Here is an 18,699-nt window from a genome sequence, read left to right on the forward strand (position 1 = left end):
GACTAATCGTAAGAAAAAGAGCGCCTTGGCAGCCTTACAATCGTAATGAAAATGGTGAGTTAACCAAAAATTGATGGGAATTATCGACCTGAAGCTAAGATTGAAAGTGGAGGCGGAGGATTGCTGTCTTTAGTTAGGCGACTATAGTCGATTTCCCCACATATTGCAAACGGCAGCAAGCTTAATTTTTCAAATTATTAGGATTCGCCCTTTTTGGAGATACAGAGGCATAAAATGAACACAAAGAATTAATAAAGGAGGATTGGCTACGGCATATCCAGTAATTAAGAAAATAAATTATAATCCATCCATGAAAGTATTTTGTTAGACTTAGGTACTAAGCTATATATTGGAAACAATTAAGCCTCCTTGCGCTTCATCGGGGGATGTCCTAACATAGCAAGGAGGCTCCAAAGACTGTTTGATATTAGCCCAAACAGTATTTATGTATAATTAAAGATAGTTCCGCTCATGCAAGCTTATTAATACCACACAATAAAAGTAATAAATTTTATGAAGTTTTATCCACTTGTTCCTGCCTGCAAATCACGGTTCTCTTTAGACTTACTTCCATTTTCAACGGCAAACTGTGTAAATTTCAGTTCACTAAGCCAATAGGTAATGAAAATAGCTATACTTGAGAAAAAGAAAATAAAGATGACTGGAAATTTTAAAGAAATAAATAATAACCCATAAAGACAAATCATATTGATTAAGGTCAGATGAAATTTATACAAGCCAAATTTCAAGGCATTTATAAGTAACTGTTTGCCTGTATAGTAACCGTTAACCATTAACGGAAACACATGTAAAACAACCATAAAATAGAAAACCGTCATTAAACAGAAAAACATGTATAGAGCGATTTTTATGTTTGAGTCCATTTTTGTGATGATTTGGAAATCTCCATAAAGCAACAAACCCATTATTAAAATAAAAACTCCGACAACCATGCTTTGTCTGAAATTTTCTTTCAATAATTGAATGTATGTTGAGACAATCGGCGGTTCTTTCTTTTTTACCCATTGTCTTGCTACTCCAAAAGCAGCTGCCGTCGCGGGAAATATTGTAATAATCGGTATACAGCTAATTAAGAATATAAGGTTTAAAAGGGTAAAATGATAAATCCAAGTACACATCCGATATAACCAACCGTCTATCTGTAACATAGTGAACCACACCGCCCTTTTTAATTACTTATTACCTATAATCGGTCATTACCAACCAGCATTTACTTACGAAACAATATGTATTTGTGTTTTTATTTTTTATAATACAAGTAGATTATTAGGAAACTGCCTCATAATGAGACAGTTTCCTAATTGGTAATCTATTAATTATTTCTTATTTTGAGCATTATAATTCTTTACATACTCATCCTCAACCGCTTTTCCGCCCTGACCCATGTACTGGTCAACCAATGTTTTGTACAGGCTGTCTACTTCAGATGGCTTAGCAGAAATTAATTTTGCAAGCATCTGAGCAGAAAAATCTTTAAGCGAGGTATTGTATTTGGCGTCAGCAGAATTCGGTGTTGAATAGTAGTAAGGAGCATAGTAATCCACAGACCCAACCTTTAATGCATTCTCTACTTCTTTTTCAAAACCTGGATACCCTGCGGAAACAGCTGCAACGTTCTTTTCTTTATCACCAAGCTCGATACCATTTGAAAGAATATCATAGTCGAGATTGTTTGCAACAGTCATCATCTTTTCACCTTCATTTGTAGTTCCTGTCTGAACTGGAACACCATTGACCATGTTGTAATCTACACCTTCCTCACCATTCTGTAAGAAGAGCGTTACCTCTTGGTCAGCCATCCAGTTAAGATATTGTATCGCAAGGTCAACATTTTTACTTGCTTTCGGTACAAGAATGAACATGCCATTAGGAGAGTATCCTGCCTTAGGAGTCTTTCCTGCGTCATTTTTCCAAGGATCAATAGGGATCAGATCTGCACCAGGGACGTTATTTTTAAGATTGGTAAGGGTACCAGGAGCTGTTCTGTACGGACCATCCCAGTTCGTGATAAATGCTCCAACTTTTCCATTGGAAATATCTGCATCTAGCTGTTTTGCATCTTTGTCAGTAGCGAAACCTGGGCTAATCAAGCCTGCATTATACATCTTGTTCACATATTGAACACCTTCTTTAAATCCTGGTAAATTCCAGTTGGCCTGGTAACCGGGACTTGTCTGCATTGTAGCAAAATCTTTTTGAGACAGGTCAGATGGTTTAAAGGCATCCGGTATGTTACCGATTCCTGGATAAGCAGGTTGAAGTGCATATCCAAAAGGTATGACACCGCTTACATTCCCTGGATTCTTCTCTTTGAATACCTCCATCGTTTCATAGAACTCTTCTGGAGTAGTAGGAACAGGAAGACCGAGTTTATCCAGCCAGTCTTTACGGATGAATGTATTCATGCCCAGGAGTACCGTTCTCTTACCTGGTATGGCAAACTGCTTACCGTCAAACTTTCCATACTTTAATAAATCATCCCCAAGATATTTTGTGAGGGTAGATCCATGCTCCTTAAGAACTGAATCAAGGTCTGCCAATCCACCCTGCTGTACATAATTATAAACAGTACCCTGGTTATAGGTAAAGACGATATCAGGTGCCTCACCTGCTGCCATCAATACATTTAACTTGTCTACTTCCTGGGTTCTAGGAACTGGAATAAACTCTACCGTTGCATTGTACTTCTTGCCGAACGTATCGTTGATATACTTTGTCCAGTAGTTATTATTTAAATCTGGCTGACCGGGTTTGCCTCTGTCAAAAACTTCAACCTTTAACGTTCGATGTTCTGTTGTCTTATCTGTTGTCTTTTCTGTTGTACTACTTTGTTTGTCACTTGATGCTGTACTCTGACAACCAACCAAAGCAGTGGCAAGTGCCAGCGCAGTGAAAGAAGCAAAGATAGATTTTAGTGCCTTTACCTTCATAGAAAGCCTCTCCTTTTGTATATATAAATTTTTATATAAATTTGTGGAACAGATTACAATAATCTCTTTCACAAACTCATCTTAGCCTTTCGTTGCACCAATGGTTATGCCAGATACAAAGTATTTCTGGAGCCACGGGTATACGAGAAGAATCGGAACTGTACCAAACATAATGCTTGCTGCTTTTAGTGCCTCTGATGGAATATTTAAGTTGATATTCTCTCCAGCCATTTGCTGTGAAATATTGATCACATTGTACAGCTTAAGCTGGATTGTATACAGATTCTCGTCCGTAATATAGAAAAGAGCGTCTTGAAAATAATTCCATCTGAATACCGCATATAGTAAAGCGATTGTGGCGAGTGCCGGCTTGGAAAGAGGCAGCATGATCTTAAGCAGTATCTGCAGGTCATTGCAGCCATCCAGATATGCAGCTTCCTCAAGGCTTTCCGGCAAGTTCTCAAAGAACGATTTCAATATAATCATATTGAATACGCTCATCAAACTCGGTAAAACCAGTGCATATGGAGTGTTCAAAAGATTTAAGTCCTTAATAAGCATATAATCTGGGATCAAACCACCGCTAAAATACATGGTAAACACCATTACTAACATAATTACTTTTCTGCCCTTGAGCCTTTTTCTACTCATTGCGTACGCTGCCAAAACGGTAACAGACAATGCAAGAACCGCGTATAAAAGGACCAGAATCACAGTGAAAAACAATGAGTACAACATACCGCCGTCACCGAATACTACTTTGTAGGCTTCTATATTAAAGTCTATAGGGTATATCGTAACCAACTGGGATATAATCGCCCTATTGGAACTAAGTGATGCCGAAAGAACATATAGAAAAGGAACCAGGCATATAAAAACCGCTATTAAAACAATAAATGCTGCTGAATAGTCAAAAACTCTATTTCTTAATTTTTGTGACATTGTAAGCACCCCCTTACCATATTCCTTTCCCGCCTAATTTCTTAGTAATAAAATTGGAAGATACCAGAAAGATTAAGCAAATAACGGATTGGAACAGACCAACAGCTGCACCAATTGAAAAATTTGCAGATTGAATACCTACACGGTAAACATAGGTACTGATAACGTCACCATAGTCCATAACAAGGTTGTTTTGCAGGGTGAATGGACGGTCGAAATTTATCGCCATAATATGTCCGAGTTGCAAGATCAAAAGAATCGCAATGGTCGGTCTTATACCCGGCAGTGTAATATGCCAAATTTTCCTTAGCCTTCCTGCACCATCCACGTCAGCAGCCTCATAAAGCTCTTTGTCAATTCCCGTCATAGCAGCAAGATACAAAATTGTCCCCCACCCTGCACTCTGCCATACTCCAACTAAAGAATAAGTTCCAACCCATGCCAATTTGTCCGTTAGAAACGGTAATGCATCTCCACCCATACGGGTAATTAATGAGTTTACCATTCCTGTAGGGGCAAGCAACTGAGTAACAATTCCGCCGATAATAACCCAGGAAAGGAAATGCGGCATATACAGAATTGTCTGACTAATTTTCTTAAACTTTTTAAATGCCAGTTCATTTATTAGGATAGCTAAAACGATTGGTGCCGGAAATCCTACAATTAAATCCAAGCCGTTAAGCACCAATGTGTTTCTAACAACTTGATAAAATTGTGGATTTGCAAATATTTCCTTGAATGTTGCAAAGTTATTCCATGTACTCTCGCTCAATCCCGTAAACATGTTGTAATCCTTAAAGGCTATCTGTATGCCATACATGGAGCCATATTTAAATATCAATATGTATGCCAGCGGGATAACCAACATAAGGTAGATTATAAAATCACGCTTTATATAATAAAGGAATCCCTTCTTCTTTATCAGTGACGTTTCAATGCTAGTCTTTTTATCCAGAGCAAGATTACTATCTATTACTTTCATAAACTACGACCTCCGTTATACTAATGAAATAGACGATGGCATCGAAGAATCGCCCCTGCTATTTTTTTCTCAAGTTAAAAATTTTATAAGTTCAGTTTCACTTTTTGATCTGCTGTTTCAATAAATTCAGCCTTTTCTTGAGCTACAATGCATAACTCTGCCGCCTTGAATGCATGAGCTTGCGTCATGGCATTTTCTGTTCCATTTAAACAATCGAGAATAAATTCACCAAAGAACGGAAATCCTACCTTCCCTGTCACCTGTATATGCTTTTCACCTTCATGGTTAACTAGATATACGTGATTAGAGGTGCTCTCTCTGCCGATATCAATATATTTCCGAACCTCTATATATCCTTCCGTTCCTAAAATCACTACTCGCCCATCTCCCCATGTCCCAAGACCATCAGGTGTCAGCCAGTCAACGCGAAAATAAAAGGTTGCTCCATTATCTGCGACCAGCGTGGCATCACCAAAGTCTTGGAAGAATGGGTATTCTTTAAATTTGTAGTTCGCCACCTTACTATGAAGGATTTGTGCATCTTTAGCACCTGAATAATACAAGAATTGCTCGATTTGATGGCTTCCAATATCACATAAAATTCCACCGAATGATTCTGGATCAAAAAACCAATCTGGACGGTTGTTCACATTTGCACGATGAGGACCTGTTCCAATTACTTGGACCACTCTGCCTATAGCCCCTTCCTCAATAAGCTGTCCCGCAAACACAGCACTTTCGACATGGAGACGTTCACTATAGTAGATTCCCCATTTCAGTCCCGTCTCAGCTGTTTTTTGCTGAGCTTTTCTTATTTGTTCTATTTTGGTAAATGCAGGTTTGTCGGCAAAGTAGTGTTTACCATGGTCCAGTACTTTCAAGCCTAAAGGACCTCGGTCCGAAGGAATACATGCACTCGCCACCAACTTAATTTGAGGATTCTCAAGGATTTCTTCTCCTGATGATACTGCCTTTACCCCAGGATATTTTTCACAAAAGGCTTTTACCTTCTGAGGATCTGGATCATATACATGGGTTAATTCCCCGCCTGCTTCCATTAATCCATTACACATTCCATAAATATGACCATGATCCAAGCCAATAACTGCGAAAGGAAATTCCCCCGCTTTCACTACTTTCGAAACATGACCTTTTGGAGCATAATTCATTCCATCCATTTTATCCATTTGGTTCTCCTCTCCATCTCTTCAAAGGGATAATGACTTATCCCTTCTTCAATATAAAACCATTTTTATAAAGTAATAGAGCTAGTGCCGAAGTTTTCAATGACCTTAGTTTTTTCATAGAACTTAACGGAATGTTTTAACAATCCCTCTCTAGTATAAAAAGGACTTTCTTCATTTAATGGAAGTTTTACCGTTTTTCCAAAGCTTGCCGACTCATAAATCGCTGTGATTAATTCAAGCGTTTTTCTGCCTTCATTCCCATCGATCAAAACTTCTGAATTAGTATCGATTGCTGTTAACACATTGTGAATCTGACCTGGATGTCCTTCATATGGAATATCCGGAAGGGCATCATAAGCACTTTGAATTTCTTCTTCTAATTGAGTATCTTCTACTGGGAATCCATTTTCTTTTGATTTAGATGCTTTTAATTTCCAAGGTGATGAAATCCGGGCATTTTTGCCTTGGAAAATTAATTGCTGTTCTTGACCATGATGGACGACAGAACTTGTAATTTGTGCCAAACACCCGCTATTGTATCGTCCAATAGCAATCGAGATGTCTTCTACTTCCGCATTATCATGAGAGGTATTACTCATCACAGCGGTTATTTCCGATGGCATTCCATTCATCCATTGGAATATATCAATATGATGAACAGCATGATTCAACGTAGGTCCGCCACCTTCTTTTTCCCAAGTTCCGCGCCACCATAAATCATAATAGCAGTGACCTCTCCACCAGTAGGAATCAACCTGAACGTGGACAATTGGACCAATTAAATCTTGTTCCAGTATGTTTTTTAACTTCATCATCGGGTTAAGGAAACGATTCTGAGCCACAACCGATAAAGTTTTACCGCTTCCTTGGGCGGCCGCATTCATAGCATCACATTCTTCTAACGAAGACGCCATTGGTTTTTCAACCAAAACATGTTTACCAGCATTTAAGAAATCAATAGCTATTTGAGCATGAGTATATGGAGGTGTACAAACTGAAATTAAATCAATATCTCTTCGGTTTAGCAGTTCTTTGTAATCTTTTACCGTGATAGCTTCGAGATTATACTCGTAAACAAGTTTGTCTGCCTTTTCCTGATAAATATCTGATATGGCTACAATTCTACATTTGTCCGAAAACTCCAAATATCCTTTAACATGTGCGGGTGATATAGCTCCTGCTCCAATAATTGCTACATTAATCATTTTCTGCCTCCCCATAGATATTTTTTGCAAAGGTCGAAGAAGTCTACGAATCTTAATTAAAATAATTTGGATACTTTTCCTTTAATAAGGCTTTTTCAATTACCACTAACTGTAAATGCTCAGTTATTACCTTCTCTACAGAATTTGCGTCCTTGCTTTTTATAAGGTTAAAAATCTGTTCATGCTGATGAATAATAAAATCCCATTTCATACCTGAGGATGTACGTAAAGCTCTTACTCTATTAAAGTGGGTGTTCATCTGCTGCAAAATGACCCAAGTTCTGCTTTTCTTACAACCTTCAAAAAGAATTTGATGAAATTGATCGTCTAATTCATATAGCCTCGTAAAATTTTTCTTTTCATTAAATAATTTCTGCATGGCAATATTGGTTTCTAATTGGATGAAATAATCCTCTGGAAACTGTTCACATGCCAGCCGTACTATCCCTCTTTCAATATTTTCTCTCATGAACCTTGCTTCTTCTACTTGATCTAAATTTATCCTTGAAACAAAGGTTCCTCTTTGAGGATAGATGTCCAAAAGCTCTTCTTGTGCTAGTTTTAGAAAAGCTTCCCTTATCGGTGTTCTGCTGACTTGTAATGTTTCACCTATTTCCTTTTCAGAAATCTTACTTCCAGGTTCAAGTTCTAATTTTAAAATTTGGGTCTTTATTGCAGTATAAACATGTTCCCTAATAGACCCTTTATTATCTACTTTTGTTTCCGCTAATAATTTCATACTCCACCTCTAATTGACCATCCATTCATAATCAGTAATACCTATACCAAAATCTTCCTTTTAGTTCCTGAGTAACAATTCTCTCTAATAAATATACTAAAGCCTCTCTAATAGCTAGTATCGCGTCCCTTATCACCCCTAACGATTGATAACGCTTACAGATACTAGTAAAAAAAATACATATGTAAAGAATTTAAATCACACTAGTATAACTAATATACTAGTATACCTAGGATTATATATTTTTTTCATACCAATTTCAACAATTTTTTTGAATATTTAATTTAGCCTGAAAATTACATATAATTAGTTAGTGTTTTCGAAAATTTGACAATTTTTTATTTTAAAAGATTACAAAAAACGCAAAAAAATCTCCGTCGTTTGATTCGAAGGGACTCTGCGATACGTGAAAAGGAGTGTTAGCCAGAAATGTTGCAGAACTCCACCAAAACAACAAAAGTTGAAATGCTTATATGGGCTAATGGCCATTATTTTCGAACGTTTTAGGCACTTGACAATTGGCAGCAAGATGGACATACATACTCAAGTGTTAGCAAATATACAAAAAAAAGCCGCCCTTCAATTCGAGCAGCCAATTAAAAAATAACCCATGTAAATGATTTAAAATTCAATGTTACCAAATAACTTCTAAAACACCGTCCTAAACCCTTATATATATGTTTGGCGGGACTGCGTGGGAATCGAACCCACCAGACCTTACACGCAGGTCTCAAGCCGTTTTTAAGTTAGAGGGAAAATATCTTCTTGGTTCCATCTAGTATTATATAATTGTGTAAAGTCTTTGTTTTACTGACTTTTTAACTATTTATATATCATTTAATTTTATTCTACTTCATATTTTAAAAATCCATATCTATAACTTCTTTAATAGTCCCTGTAACTCGATCACTTTCAAGCAATTGCCCTTCTTTCAAATCGTTCACTTTATTAGTTTGTTCCACAGCAGGCTTTGTGTTACTTGGATTAGCAGGATCAACTGGACGACCAGTAAGTTCATTTTTAAGTAAGTTAATCTCACTTAATAACTCGCTGCGAAGGGATTTTAACAACGTTTGGAATTGATCCTTATCTAACTTTTGCTCACCGAGTTTCGTTACAAAATCCCGTAACTCGTTTGTTTGAACGGACCCCACCCCAATACGATCAACATTGAAACGGGAGGCAAAATCTTGTTTAAGTAGGTTGATCTTAGCTAAAAACTCTTCACGAAGTGTATCGATTGTCTCTTCTTTTTCAAATTTATCCATATCCAGCTCAACAAGCTTCGATATATAATCCTCCAGTTCATTTGCTTGTGCTTTTTCCTCAAGAAATGAATACACCTTTGGAGAGATTTTCGAAGTATTTAAAGTCAACCCTACATGTTCGTTTTTATTTCCTGATTCCAAATTCATTATTCTAAACATATCCGTTTGGAGATTAGCAGCCGTTAAAAAAAAGTTTGATAGAGCGTAAAATGGTGCAAACATCTGTGCACCCAGATGTGAATCCATATTGTTCACTCCGAAAGCGGACTTATCACCATGAAGATGATATTTGTTGCTCATACGTTCTTCTCCCCTTCTAATGCAAAAGCAGCGTTTGTTTCATGTCTGCTTAAAATTTCTAGTCCATACAAATTTAACTTTCTTGAATCATGTAGGAATAGATGATTTTGCTCTCTAATTTCGACGCCATATCTTGTATCTAGTGATTCCTCGATGAAGCGTTTAAGAATCCAAGCAATTCCACCTATATAAACATATTTATAGACCTTATCTTTAGGGGATGGGAAAGTGCTTTCAATTTTCGTTAATAAAATTTGCGTGTACTCCCTTAATGAATCATGGATTCGCTCAGTTAGATCAACTTTTTTACCACTATTTCCATCCTGTTGCTCCATTTTCGTTTTCTCGATTGTTTTAATAATGAATTCTTCTAGTGAGCGAACATCCGAAAAGTACTCAAGTAACTTTTCACTTCTCAGTTTATCTATATGCTTTAAGTACGAAATGTCTGCAAAGCAGTTCAATGAATCCCTGCTCTTAGGAGCTTGAAGTCCTGCTTGGAGCAAGGCAAGATCAACAGTCCCTCCCCCTAAATCCACAATTAGGGTTTCATAGTTTTTAAATGAATTGGCTTCCTCACGATCCTGTAAATCAAAATCTTTTTTTATTGCCCAACGAGCAACTTCGCTTTCAATCCGGCATTTGCTTGTTTCGACGTGAATGGAAATAACTCTTTCAAATCCTGGAGTTAAAATCGCCACCTGGTGCTCCCCCTCAAATCGGCTGGCCATTTTATTTTGCATATCACTGAACTTATTTGTTTTCTTGAGTAACCAAATTGGAAGCATGGTTGAAAAATAATTAATGTTCACTTTGTTATCTTCTTTGCCGTTTCCCTTTAAAACATTGTAATAGGCCACTGAAGCCAGGAACATCACATAAGGAATCTCAGATTCTGTTTTATCATGCAGCTTGTTGATATGAATATTTCCTAACACCTGTTTTTCCGCTGAATCGCCCACCAGATAATATTTCTCTACACCGTCTATCTTAGTTGAAATGAGCATATTTTGAAGAAGGAATTGGGGATCATTAAAAGTAGACGGATAGTGGCCGTCTGCCTTTTCCTTCGTTATTTCTACTACATTTGTAGGAACCTCAAAATAATAACCATCCACAAGGGTTTGAAAGATAGAATTACCAAAATCGACATTTTGACGCATTATTTCCATTTTTTCTCCTCATTTCATACTTTTTCCTTATAGTAAGTATATATTCTTCTCTTCTATTTGTCTAAATATGTTAATACTTTTTTAAATTTTGATAATTTAATATTCCACTTTATGTTGTACTTCAAACTTAGTAAACTCAGTTTCTAAGCATAAACGTAACTTATACATAAAATCCGTAAATTGTTATAGATAACGGGGCCAGTCCCCCGACATATTAACGCTCTACTTGAGATGAGGACTGCCCCCGGTATCCCTAATTTATTGTTAAATTATGCTTTAATGTTAACGGTAAACAAAATAGGAAAGCATTCTGTTCAACACAGAACACTTTCCTATTATAGAGATTGTATCATTAGGTGACTTTATTCCATTACTTGGCTTCGGGTTTCTCTTTTCCCATCGAATTAAATAATTGTGTAGATGATAAGGCATTGAATGGTAACGTCACATTGTGTTTAAGCCCTTCGTTATATGCCGCTTTTAAGTCTTTAAGCAGCACAGCTAAGGCAGTGTCTGCTGTCCATTCAGAAACATTACTCCAATTTCTAACGACCCAGCTATCACCTGTACTTACTTTTAATAGGTTTAATATTTCATCTTGAGGTAAAGCGGGTGATGAATGTGCTAATTTTCCATTATTCCTAAACAAGATACAAAACCACTCCCTAATTTTTAAGAAAGTGGATATTATTTAAATGGAATCCTTTTCATAGTGGAAATAAGCAAAATCAACAAAACCGCCAATTTTGGTAGTAGCATAATTAAATAAGCCAATACGGTAACCCATAAAATGATCTAAAGTATACTTCATTTTTAATGGACAACCAACCTTGCACCAGTTTTCTCCGTCTTCAGAATAGAAAAACTCTGCCAGATCTAGACTATCCTCAAAGTTAAATTCCACTTTCACAAAAATCCTATTTCCGGAAAAAGGAATCATTTCTACTACTTCTTCACTACCATCACCAATATTTACACACATTACTACATAGCATTCGTTCTCTTCTGTCTTAATCCCAACAGTCCCAAAGCTGTTCTGGAGAGCAACCAACCCGGCATGATCGCCAGGCTTCATGTTTGAAATTTCCATCATGGTTATTCCGATGCAGGAAGGGCCTTCCGTTCTTTGTGTCAACGTATTTCGAGCATACAAAACACTATTGGCTAAATGGCCAGTTTCCAAACGCAGATAGCCTGGACGTTTCGTGAACGACCATAGATTATTGTCCGGATTATGATTCCACTGCCAATTCAATGCCAGTTTATTTTCTTTATGATCAAAATCATCACTGATCACCAATGGCCATCTAGAAGTAGAAGGCATGTTTAGTTCCAATTTCCTTGGTGCCTTTCCATCGATTCCAATCATCGGCCATCCATCTTCCCAGTTAACCGATAAAACATAGGGAATTCTGCCAACAGCATCATGATCTTGAAACAACATGGCATACCACTCATGATCTGGCGTATCAAAAATGGCTCCTTGTGCGATTCCTTTATTGTGGTACTCCATATCATCATCAAAAATCACTTTACGTTCATACTCTCCCAAAAGTTGATCTGAGCGGTAGCATATCTGCCTTCTTCGGCGGTTGCCGTTTGTTGTCCATTCTATGAATAATAAATAATATTGCCCATCTATTTTGTAGGCGTGGCAGCCTTCACATCGCAACCCAATATTTTCTTTTTCCGTTACCAATAATAACTGGTTCACCCCTCCGGGTTTTATTGCCGTTGCATCTTCTATCAATTCTGTAATGCGAATATCTCCACAGCCATAAATAATAAACACTTTATTTTCGTCAAAAAACAAAGCTGGATCATGTAATTTCCCTTCAAAAGTAGAGCGCTTCCATTCTCCACTTTCGATATCCTTCGTCTGATACATATAAAACCGGTCCATATCGTTGCTTGAAAAGCATACATAAAACGTTTCATTATGATAGCGCAAGCTTGCCGCCCAGGAGCCCTGTCCATATATGTTCTTTCCATCCATCAAATTATGGGCATCATTTTCCTCCAAGGTATCGAATACATATCCGATGATCTCCCAATCCGCCAAATTCTCCGACTTCATGATAGGGCACCCAGGCAAGGTGTGCATGCTTGTACTAACCATATAATAAACGGTTCCGACTCTTATCACATCTACGTCGGGGACATCTGCCCACATAATGGGATTGGTTAAAATGGTTTTACTCATATGTTTAATCTCCACACCTCTTATTTCTATATTAAATCTATTTTTTAAAAAAATTTTTCCATATCGTTACCCTCTCGTAGAAGGAAACGATATGGAAATAAATTTTAACCTATTTACGTTTAGCTAAACGGATAACATTCCAGGATAATTTCGGTAATACAGCAGTAACCAGACCATCTTCAATCGCGGCATTACCATTTGAATGGGGAGCAACCGGCGTGCTCTTAGCTGAATTAGTTTGTTTTAATTCATCGTTTTCAAGCACGATATGCTCCACAACATGATATCCTTCAAAGTTACGAATATCACATTCTAATTCCAAACCTTCTTGTAAATGACGGTTTACAGCAAAAATCGTTAACTGTTCATTCTCTTCATTGTATACAGCGGTTGATTCCAAATAAGGAACATCCGTAAAATCTTTACTATCATATTTTGGACTTGAAATAATAGGGTTTAGTGAAACTCCTCGTCCATATACAGATGTATGCATATAAGGATAGAAAATAGTCTGTTTCCAGGCGGCTCCGTTTTCTTCCGTCATGATTGGGGCAATGACATTCACTAGTTGGGCCATACAAGCGATTTTCACACGATCAGCATGCTTTAACAAAGTGATTAGCATACAACCGACCAATAAAGCATCTTCGAAATTATAAATGTCTTCAAGCTGAGGAGGTGCAATCGTCCATGGCTCGATTAACTTATCTTGGGCATTACTGTGGTACCAAACATTCCATTCATCAAATGATAGATTAATGTTCTTTTTCCCGCGCTTCTTTGCTTTAATATAGTCCGCAATGGAAATAACCGATTTGATAAAGTCATCCATTTCAAGAGATTTAGCTAAATAATTGGAAATATCGTTGTCTCTATTACCGTAATATTGGTGCAAGGAAATGAACTCTACATGATCATATGTATGGTCTAATACAGTTGCTTCCCATTCTGCAAATGTCGGCATGGTACGGCTTGAACTGCCACATGCAACTAACTCGATCGTCGGGTCAACCCATTTCATTACTTTGGCTGCTTCTTGCGCAATTCGTCCATATTCCACAGCCGTTTTGTTGCCGATCTGCCATGGGCCATCCATTTCATTTCCAAGGCACCAGGTCTTAATTTTATGAGGCTCTTTGTATCCATGGGAAACACGCAAATCACTATAATAGGAACCGCTTGGATGGTTGCAATATTCTACTAGATTTCTTGCTGCATCAATTCCGCGTGTTCCAAGATTTACTGCCATATTGACTTCCGCATTGACAAGTTTTGCCCATTTCACGAACTCGTTTGTTCCGATTTCATTTGTTTCAGTTGTACGCCAAGCAAGGTCCAAACGGCGTGGACGCTGTTCCACCGGACCTACTCCATCCTCCCAGTTATACCCAGAAACAAAGTTCCCGCCAGGATAACGGACAAGCGGAACTTGAAGTTCCTTTACCATTTCAATTACGTCTTGACGGAAGCCATTTTCATCAGCTTGAGGATGGTCCGGTTCATAAATTCCCCCATAAACTGCTCTACCCAAATGCTCAACGAAGGAGCCGTAGATACGGTTGTCAATTTCAGAAATTTTAAAATCCTTTTCCAAAATCATTTTTGCCTTTTTACTCATGATTTTCTCCCCTCAGTATCATATTCTATAAATCTTTGATTTTAAATTGGCTGAAAAGGGTCAAACTTAATATCAATAGTAAGCAGACCCTTCACTTTAACTTTAATTACCTGTGTTTGCTTCTACCGTTTCTTGTGCTTGTTTCAGGGCTTCTTTAGGAGTTTGTGAATTCTGTCTAAGGACGTTGTTCAATGTGTTTGTACCTATTTCAGTTACAGCATCTGGATAATTTTCATTTACATTAATATTTGGAATTTCATCTTTAATACTTAACAATGTATCAAAGATATCATTACCGAAGTATTGATAAAACTTGTTATCTTCACGAATAGCAGGGTCTTCCCAAACATCCCAGCGTGGAGGATCAAATCCTAAGACTGTCCATAACTTAATGTTTCCTTCCTTTGATAGCTTTGCAAATGCCAGGAATTCTTTTGCAAGCTCAGGATGTTTTGTTTGGTTTGTAACAACTGTACCTGTTCCACCCATACCAACTGAACGGCCGCCGCCTTCTTCCCAGGAAGGCAAAGGACGGATAACCATTTTACCTTTTAGGTCTGGCATATAATCTGTGAAACGGCCCATAAACCATAAAGGCATAGAAACAGAAGCCGCTTTTCCTTCATTCATATAAGCATAATATTCTTCAGCATGCGGCTCTCCACCTGGCATTACCTCAGCAATTTTATGCTTATTAAGCATATCACTTAAAAATTGAAGTGTTTTTATATTCTTATCATTATCAAGAGTTATATTTCCTTCTTTATCAGTAAAATCTGAGCCTTGCTGGGCGATCATCGCCTGGAATTGCATAATATCTCCTGTTTGTAGATTCGTCATGAAAGCATCAGTGTTTTCGACTACTTTTTTACCTGCTTCAACATAGTCATCCCATGTCTTGATGGAATCGATATCAACGCCTGCTTTTATCCATAATTTCTTTATTATAATACATGACAGTTGCCCCAACGTGTGTTGGCATACCATAATACTTGCCATCTTTAGAGTATAGGTCAAGACGTGATTCAATGAAATTATCCTTTTCAGGCTCAACAAATTCATTCATAGGTAAAAGTTGTGGTTCACCTTGCAAATAGTTAGGAAAACGGGAAACTTCGATATCAACAATATCAGGTGCTCCTTTACCAGATTGTAATGCCAGCAATAGGTTATTGTGCATCTGATCAAATGGGAAGGTTTCGGCCACAAGTTTAACCTTTTTATCCGGATGTAGTTCGTTCCAGCGAGGTACCGCATCCTTAAAGAAGTCCATATGCAATTCAGCAAAGGTCCAGAACTTTAATTCAGTAGCCCCTTTCTCATCTCCACCAATTACTTCCTTTTCGGTTGTTTCTTCTCCAGAGGTTGATTTGCCGCCACCACCGCTACATGCCATTAACATAACCATCATTAAGGCACATAGGATGGTTAATAAACTTTTCTTTTTCATTTTTTTGTCTTCCCCCTAAATTTTATTTTTAAAAAATGGAAAGAGATATAATATGTTAAACGGAGAGAATACATCACCTCCCTAAGTTACGCACCATTAGATTCTCTTTTAGTAAACGCTTGCATTCAAGTGTTTACTTTGAATTTAAAGCCGTTATGAATTCATCACTCTGCTAATTTTTAATGATTGATTGTTTCCTGCTTGATCCAGTTGTTGAAAAATCTGTGATGTAAACCACATGCATACAACCCCAATTAGACTTATTGTGAAAAAGGGTATGATACCGGGATAGCCAAGCGAAAAATAAATGATTGCAAAGATTGTGGCACCACATACAATCGTATAATGAATTTTGGTTAAACCAATAATGATGGCATTTTTAAAATGCTGCCTCCAAGTAGCTTTGTAGTGTACCAATAATGGAAACGACCAGATTACGAGAATGATATAGAAAAATACCAGCAAGTAAAACGCAAATGGGACAGCAAGAACAAATTCCCCAGCATGATTCAAAATCACCCGATAATTTAAATAAAGAATGATTCCAATAACAGAAAGGATCCAACCCATTCCATTCGCCGAAGAAAATTCACTCCGGTAAATTTGTTTGTATGTATTCCAAATTTTAATTTCCTGATCTCCCATCATCCATTTTCTAGCTACACCTAATACGGCAGCTGTAGCCGGGAATATCCCGACCACAAACAATCCAAGGAGGGAAAATAAAATCCAAAGTCCATTCAATATCACAAGGCGTACAATCCAATGAAATAAATAATCTAGTTTTGTCACAATTTGTTTTCCATTCATTTTAAGAGCCACCTCTTTATCTACTGCCTTAAATCATCCTTTTACTCCGCCAACAGTAAGTCCTGCAACAAAGTAACGCTGGAAGAAGATAAATAGAATGATAATTGGTATAATGGTCATCACTGAACCGGCGATTAATATATCGTAGTTATTACCATATGGAGTTAATAAAGTTGCTAAACCAATCGGTAAGGTAAACATATCATTTGATCTTAATACAATTAATGGCCATAAGAAATTGTTCCAACTTCCTAATCCTTGAAGAATTGCCATCGCAGCCAAAGATGGCGTCATAAGCGGAAGCATAATTCTGAAGAAGACACCATATTCATTTGAACCATCAATTCTGGCAGCATCCATTAATTCCTTCGGAAGACCCAGCGCATACTGTCTAAAGAAGAACACTGCCATTGGTGCAACGACTGCAGGCAGAATAACCGCCGCATAAGTATCGATTAAATTCAAGTTGATCATTAACTGAAATAATGGCAGCATCAGAATTTCAAATGGCACCATCAATATAAATAGCACACATCCGAAGATTAAGTTTCTCCCTTTAAAGTCATATAATGCCAAAGCATATCCTACCATGGAAGAGAAGAATAGAGAAAGTACAATAGTAATTGTAGTTATCACCAAACTATTTATAAACCAGCTCCAATAATTCCCCCCTTGTGTAAAAATATACATATAGTTATCAAAACTCATCGTGCTTGGATCAAACGTAATGCTAATTCCATTTCGCATCAATTCCGATGAAGGCCTAAGAGAAGAAATCAATAGGTTGATAATTGGAAACAGAGCCAAAAAAGAAATAATTAAAAACACAATGTTTGCAATCCACGGAATTGTCTTAGATTGTTTCTTTTCCATCTATTGGCCCTCCTTTTTAAAGGCACCTGTTAGAATAAGCTGGATAAAGCTTACTACAAAGATGATTAGCATTAGGATAACGCCAATTGCCGCACCGAATCCCATGTCATTTTGTTGAATACCTTGTTGATATAAATAACCTACAACCGTTAAACCGATATTTCCCGGCGAACCGGCTTCCCAGTACACGAAGCTTTCTTCAAACATTCTAAATCCACCGATAACAGAAATAGTGGCTACAAAGATGGTAACCGGTTTTAAGAAAGGCAAAGTAACATTCCAGAATTTTTGGAAGGTTGTAGCTCCATCTATTTCTGCCGCTTCATATAATTCCTTCGGAACATTTTGGAGACCGGCTAAGAAATAGAGGATATTTACCCCCATCCATTTCCAGCTGCAAAGGATTACCATTAAAAACATTGCAGACCAAGCCTGGTATCTCCAATCCATTGATTCAATACCAAACCAGTTAAGAATCTGGTTTGCAGCAGCTGTATCCGTCTCACCAAACATAAGTCTGAAAACCATCCCAGCTACAATGGTTGAAGATAGAGAAGGCAAGAATAACGAAGCACGGAAAAGTGTTTTAAATTTTACCAATTTTGAGTCTAATAGAACCGCAAGTATGATAGGTATAATCGTTAAAATGACTACTGTTAAAACAACATAGATGGTTGTATTTGAGAGCGCTTTATAAAAAATGGGATTGAAAACTCTCGAATAATTATTCATACCTATAAAAGTAACTTGACCCGGCAATACTTTCTGGAAACTCATAATAATAGCTTTGATAGACGGATATAAGGAAAAAACTAGAAAAGACAGTATGAACGGTGATACAAAAATATAGGGAACTACTTTTTTCGAATTAAAAAAATTAAGCATTTTACTTTTTCGCTTGACAGAAGTTGCAAGTTCTTGTGGTGTACTTGACGCAGGTAACATTAGAAAACCTCCCTTAGAAAATACGCTGTGATTATTCTTTCTTAGGTTAGCGTT

At 37.3% G+C, this 18,699-nt stretch carries 15 protein-coding genes and 1 pseudogene; all 16 read right to left on the reverse strand.

Features of this window, described 5'->3' with window-relative positions; translation table 11 throughout:
• Positions 1-521: 521 nt before the first annotated feature.
• The 16 genes and pseudogenes from V7108_RS03960 to V7108_RS04040 all read right to left on the reverse strand — a co-directional run bounded on the left by V7108_RS03960 (position 522) and on the right by V7108_RS04040 (position 18,645).
• The gene (locus tag V7108_RS03960) at positions 522-1,169 is read right to left on the reverse strand and encodes a YesL family protein (protein WP_335567397.1); all 648 of its coding nucleotides are present in this window, start codon (positions 1,167-1,169) and stop codon (positions 522-524) included.
• A 168-nt stretch (positions 1,170-1,337) separates the two neighbouring features.
• Positions 1,338-2,951 carry an extracellular solute-binding protein gene (locus V7108_RS03965; RefSeq protein ID WP_335567398.1) on the reverse strand — a complete coding sequence of 538 codons (1,614 nt, stop codon included), beginning with the start codon at positions 2,949-2,951 and terminating at the stop codon, positions 1,338-1,340.
• 81 nt (positions 2,952-3,032) lie between these two features.
• The gene (locus V7108_RS03970) at positions 3,033-3,893 is read right to left on the reverse strand and encodes a carbohydrate ABC transporter permease (RefSeq protein ID WP_335567399.1); all 861 of its coding nucleotides are present in this window, start codon (positions 3,891-3,893) and stop codon (positions 3,033-3,035) included.
• A 13-nt stretch (positions 3,894-3,906) separates the two neighbouring features.
• Positions 3,907-4,875, reverse strand: a complete 969-nt coding sequence (locus tag V7108_RS03975; RefSeq protein ID WP_335567400.1) for an ABC transporter permease — start codon at positions 4,873-4,875, stop codon at positions 3,907-3,909.
• An 83-nt stretch (positions 4,876-4,958) separates the two neighbouring features.
• Positions 4,959-6,062 carry a Gfo/Idh/MocA family protein gene (locus tag V7108_RS03980; protein WP_335567401.1) on the reverse strand — a complete coding sequence of 368 codons (1,104 nt, stop codon included), beginning with the start codon at positions 6,060-6,062 and terminating at the stop codon, positions 4,959-4,961.
• Between the two features lie 65 nt (positions 6,063-6,127).
• Positions 6,128-7,267: a Gfo/Idh/MocA family protein gene (locus V7108_RS03985; protein ID WP_335567402.1), complete on the reverse strand. Its 1,140-nt coding sequence runs from the start codon at positions 7,265-7,267 to the stop codon at positions 6,128-6,130.
• 52 nt (positions 7,268-7,319) lie between these two features.
• Positions 7,320-8,006: a GntR family transcriptional regulator gene (locus V7108_RS03990; protein WP_335512285.1), complete on the reverse strand. Its 687-nt coding sequence runs from the start codon at positions 8,004-8,006 to the stop codon at positions 7,320-7,322.
• A gap of 860 nt (positions 8,007-8,866) precedes the next feature.
• Positions 8,867-9,574: a hypothetical protein gene (locus tag V7108_RS03995; protein WP_335567403.1), complete on the reverse strand. Its 708-nt coding sequence runs from the start codon at positions 9,572-9,574 to the stop codon at positions 8,867-8,869.
• Complete coding sequence (locus tag V7108_RS04000) at positions 9,571-10,746, reverse strand: ParM/StbA family protein (protein WP_335567404.1); 1,176 nt, start codon at positions 10,744-10,746, stop codon at positions 9,571-9,573. The genes V7108_RS03995 and V7108_RS04000 overlap by 4 nt, the downstream gene beginning before the upstream one ends.
• Before the next feature lie 370 nt (positions 10,747-11,116).
• The gene (locus V7108_RS04005; RefSeq protein WP_335567405.1) at positions 11,117-11,395 is read right to left on the reverse strand and encodes a hypothetical protein; all 279 of its coding nucleotides are present in this window, start codon (positions 11,393-11,395) and stop codon (positions 11,117-11,119) included.
• A 42-nt stretch (positions 11,396-11,437) separates the two neighbouring features.
• On the reverse strand, positions 11,438-12,949 hold the full coding sequence (locus V7108_RS04010; protein ID WP_335567406.1) for a glycoside hydrolase family 43 protein: 1,512 nt from the start codon (positions 12,947-12,949) through the stop codon (positions 11,438-11,440).
• A gap of 109 nt (positions 12,950-13,058) precedes the next feature.
• On the reverse strand, positions 13,059-14,570 hold the full coding sequence (gene arfA, locus V7108_RS04015; protein ID WP_335567575.1) for an arabinosylfuranosidase ArfA: 1,512 nt from the start codon (positions 14,568-14,570) through the stop codon (positions 13,059-13,061).
• Between the two features lie 99 nt (positions 14,571-14,669).
• Positions 14,670-16,017, reverse strand: a pseudogene (locus V7108_RS26850) (ABC transporter substrate-binding protein).
• 153 nt (positions 16,018-16,170) lie between these two features.
• Complete coding sequence (locus tag V7108_RS04030) at positions 16,171-16,827, reverse strand: YesL family protein (RefSeq protein ID WP_335567409.1); 657 nt, start codon at positions 16,825-16,827, stop codon at positions 16,171-16,173.
• A 33-nt stretch (positions 16,828-16,860) separates the two neighbouring features.
• Positions 16,861-17,700, reverse strand: coding sequence for a carbohydrate ABC transporter permease (locus tag V7108_RS04035; RefSeq protein ID WP_335567410.1), 840 nt, complete (start codon positions 17,698-17,700; stop codon positions 16,861-16,863).
• Complete coding sequence (locus tag V7108_RS04040) at positions 17,701-18,645, reverse strand: carbohydrate ABC transporter permease (RefSeq protein ID WP_335567411.1); 945 nt, start codon at positions 18,643-18,645, stop codon at positions 17,701-17,703.
• Between the last annotated feature and the right edge of the window lie 54 nt (positions 18,646-18,699).

Origin of the sequence: Neobacillus vireti (assembly GCF_036962345.1) — a bacterium.
In the GTDB taxonomy this organism is placed as follows: Bacteria; Bacillota; Bacilli; order Bacillales; family Cytobacillaceae; genus Neobacillus; species Neobacillus vireti_A.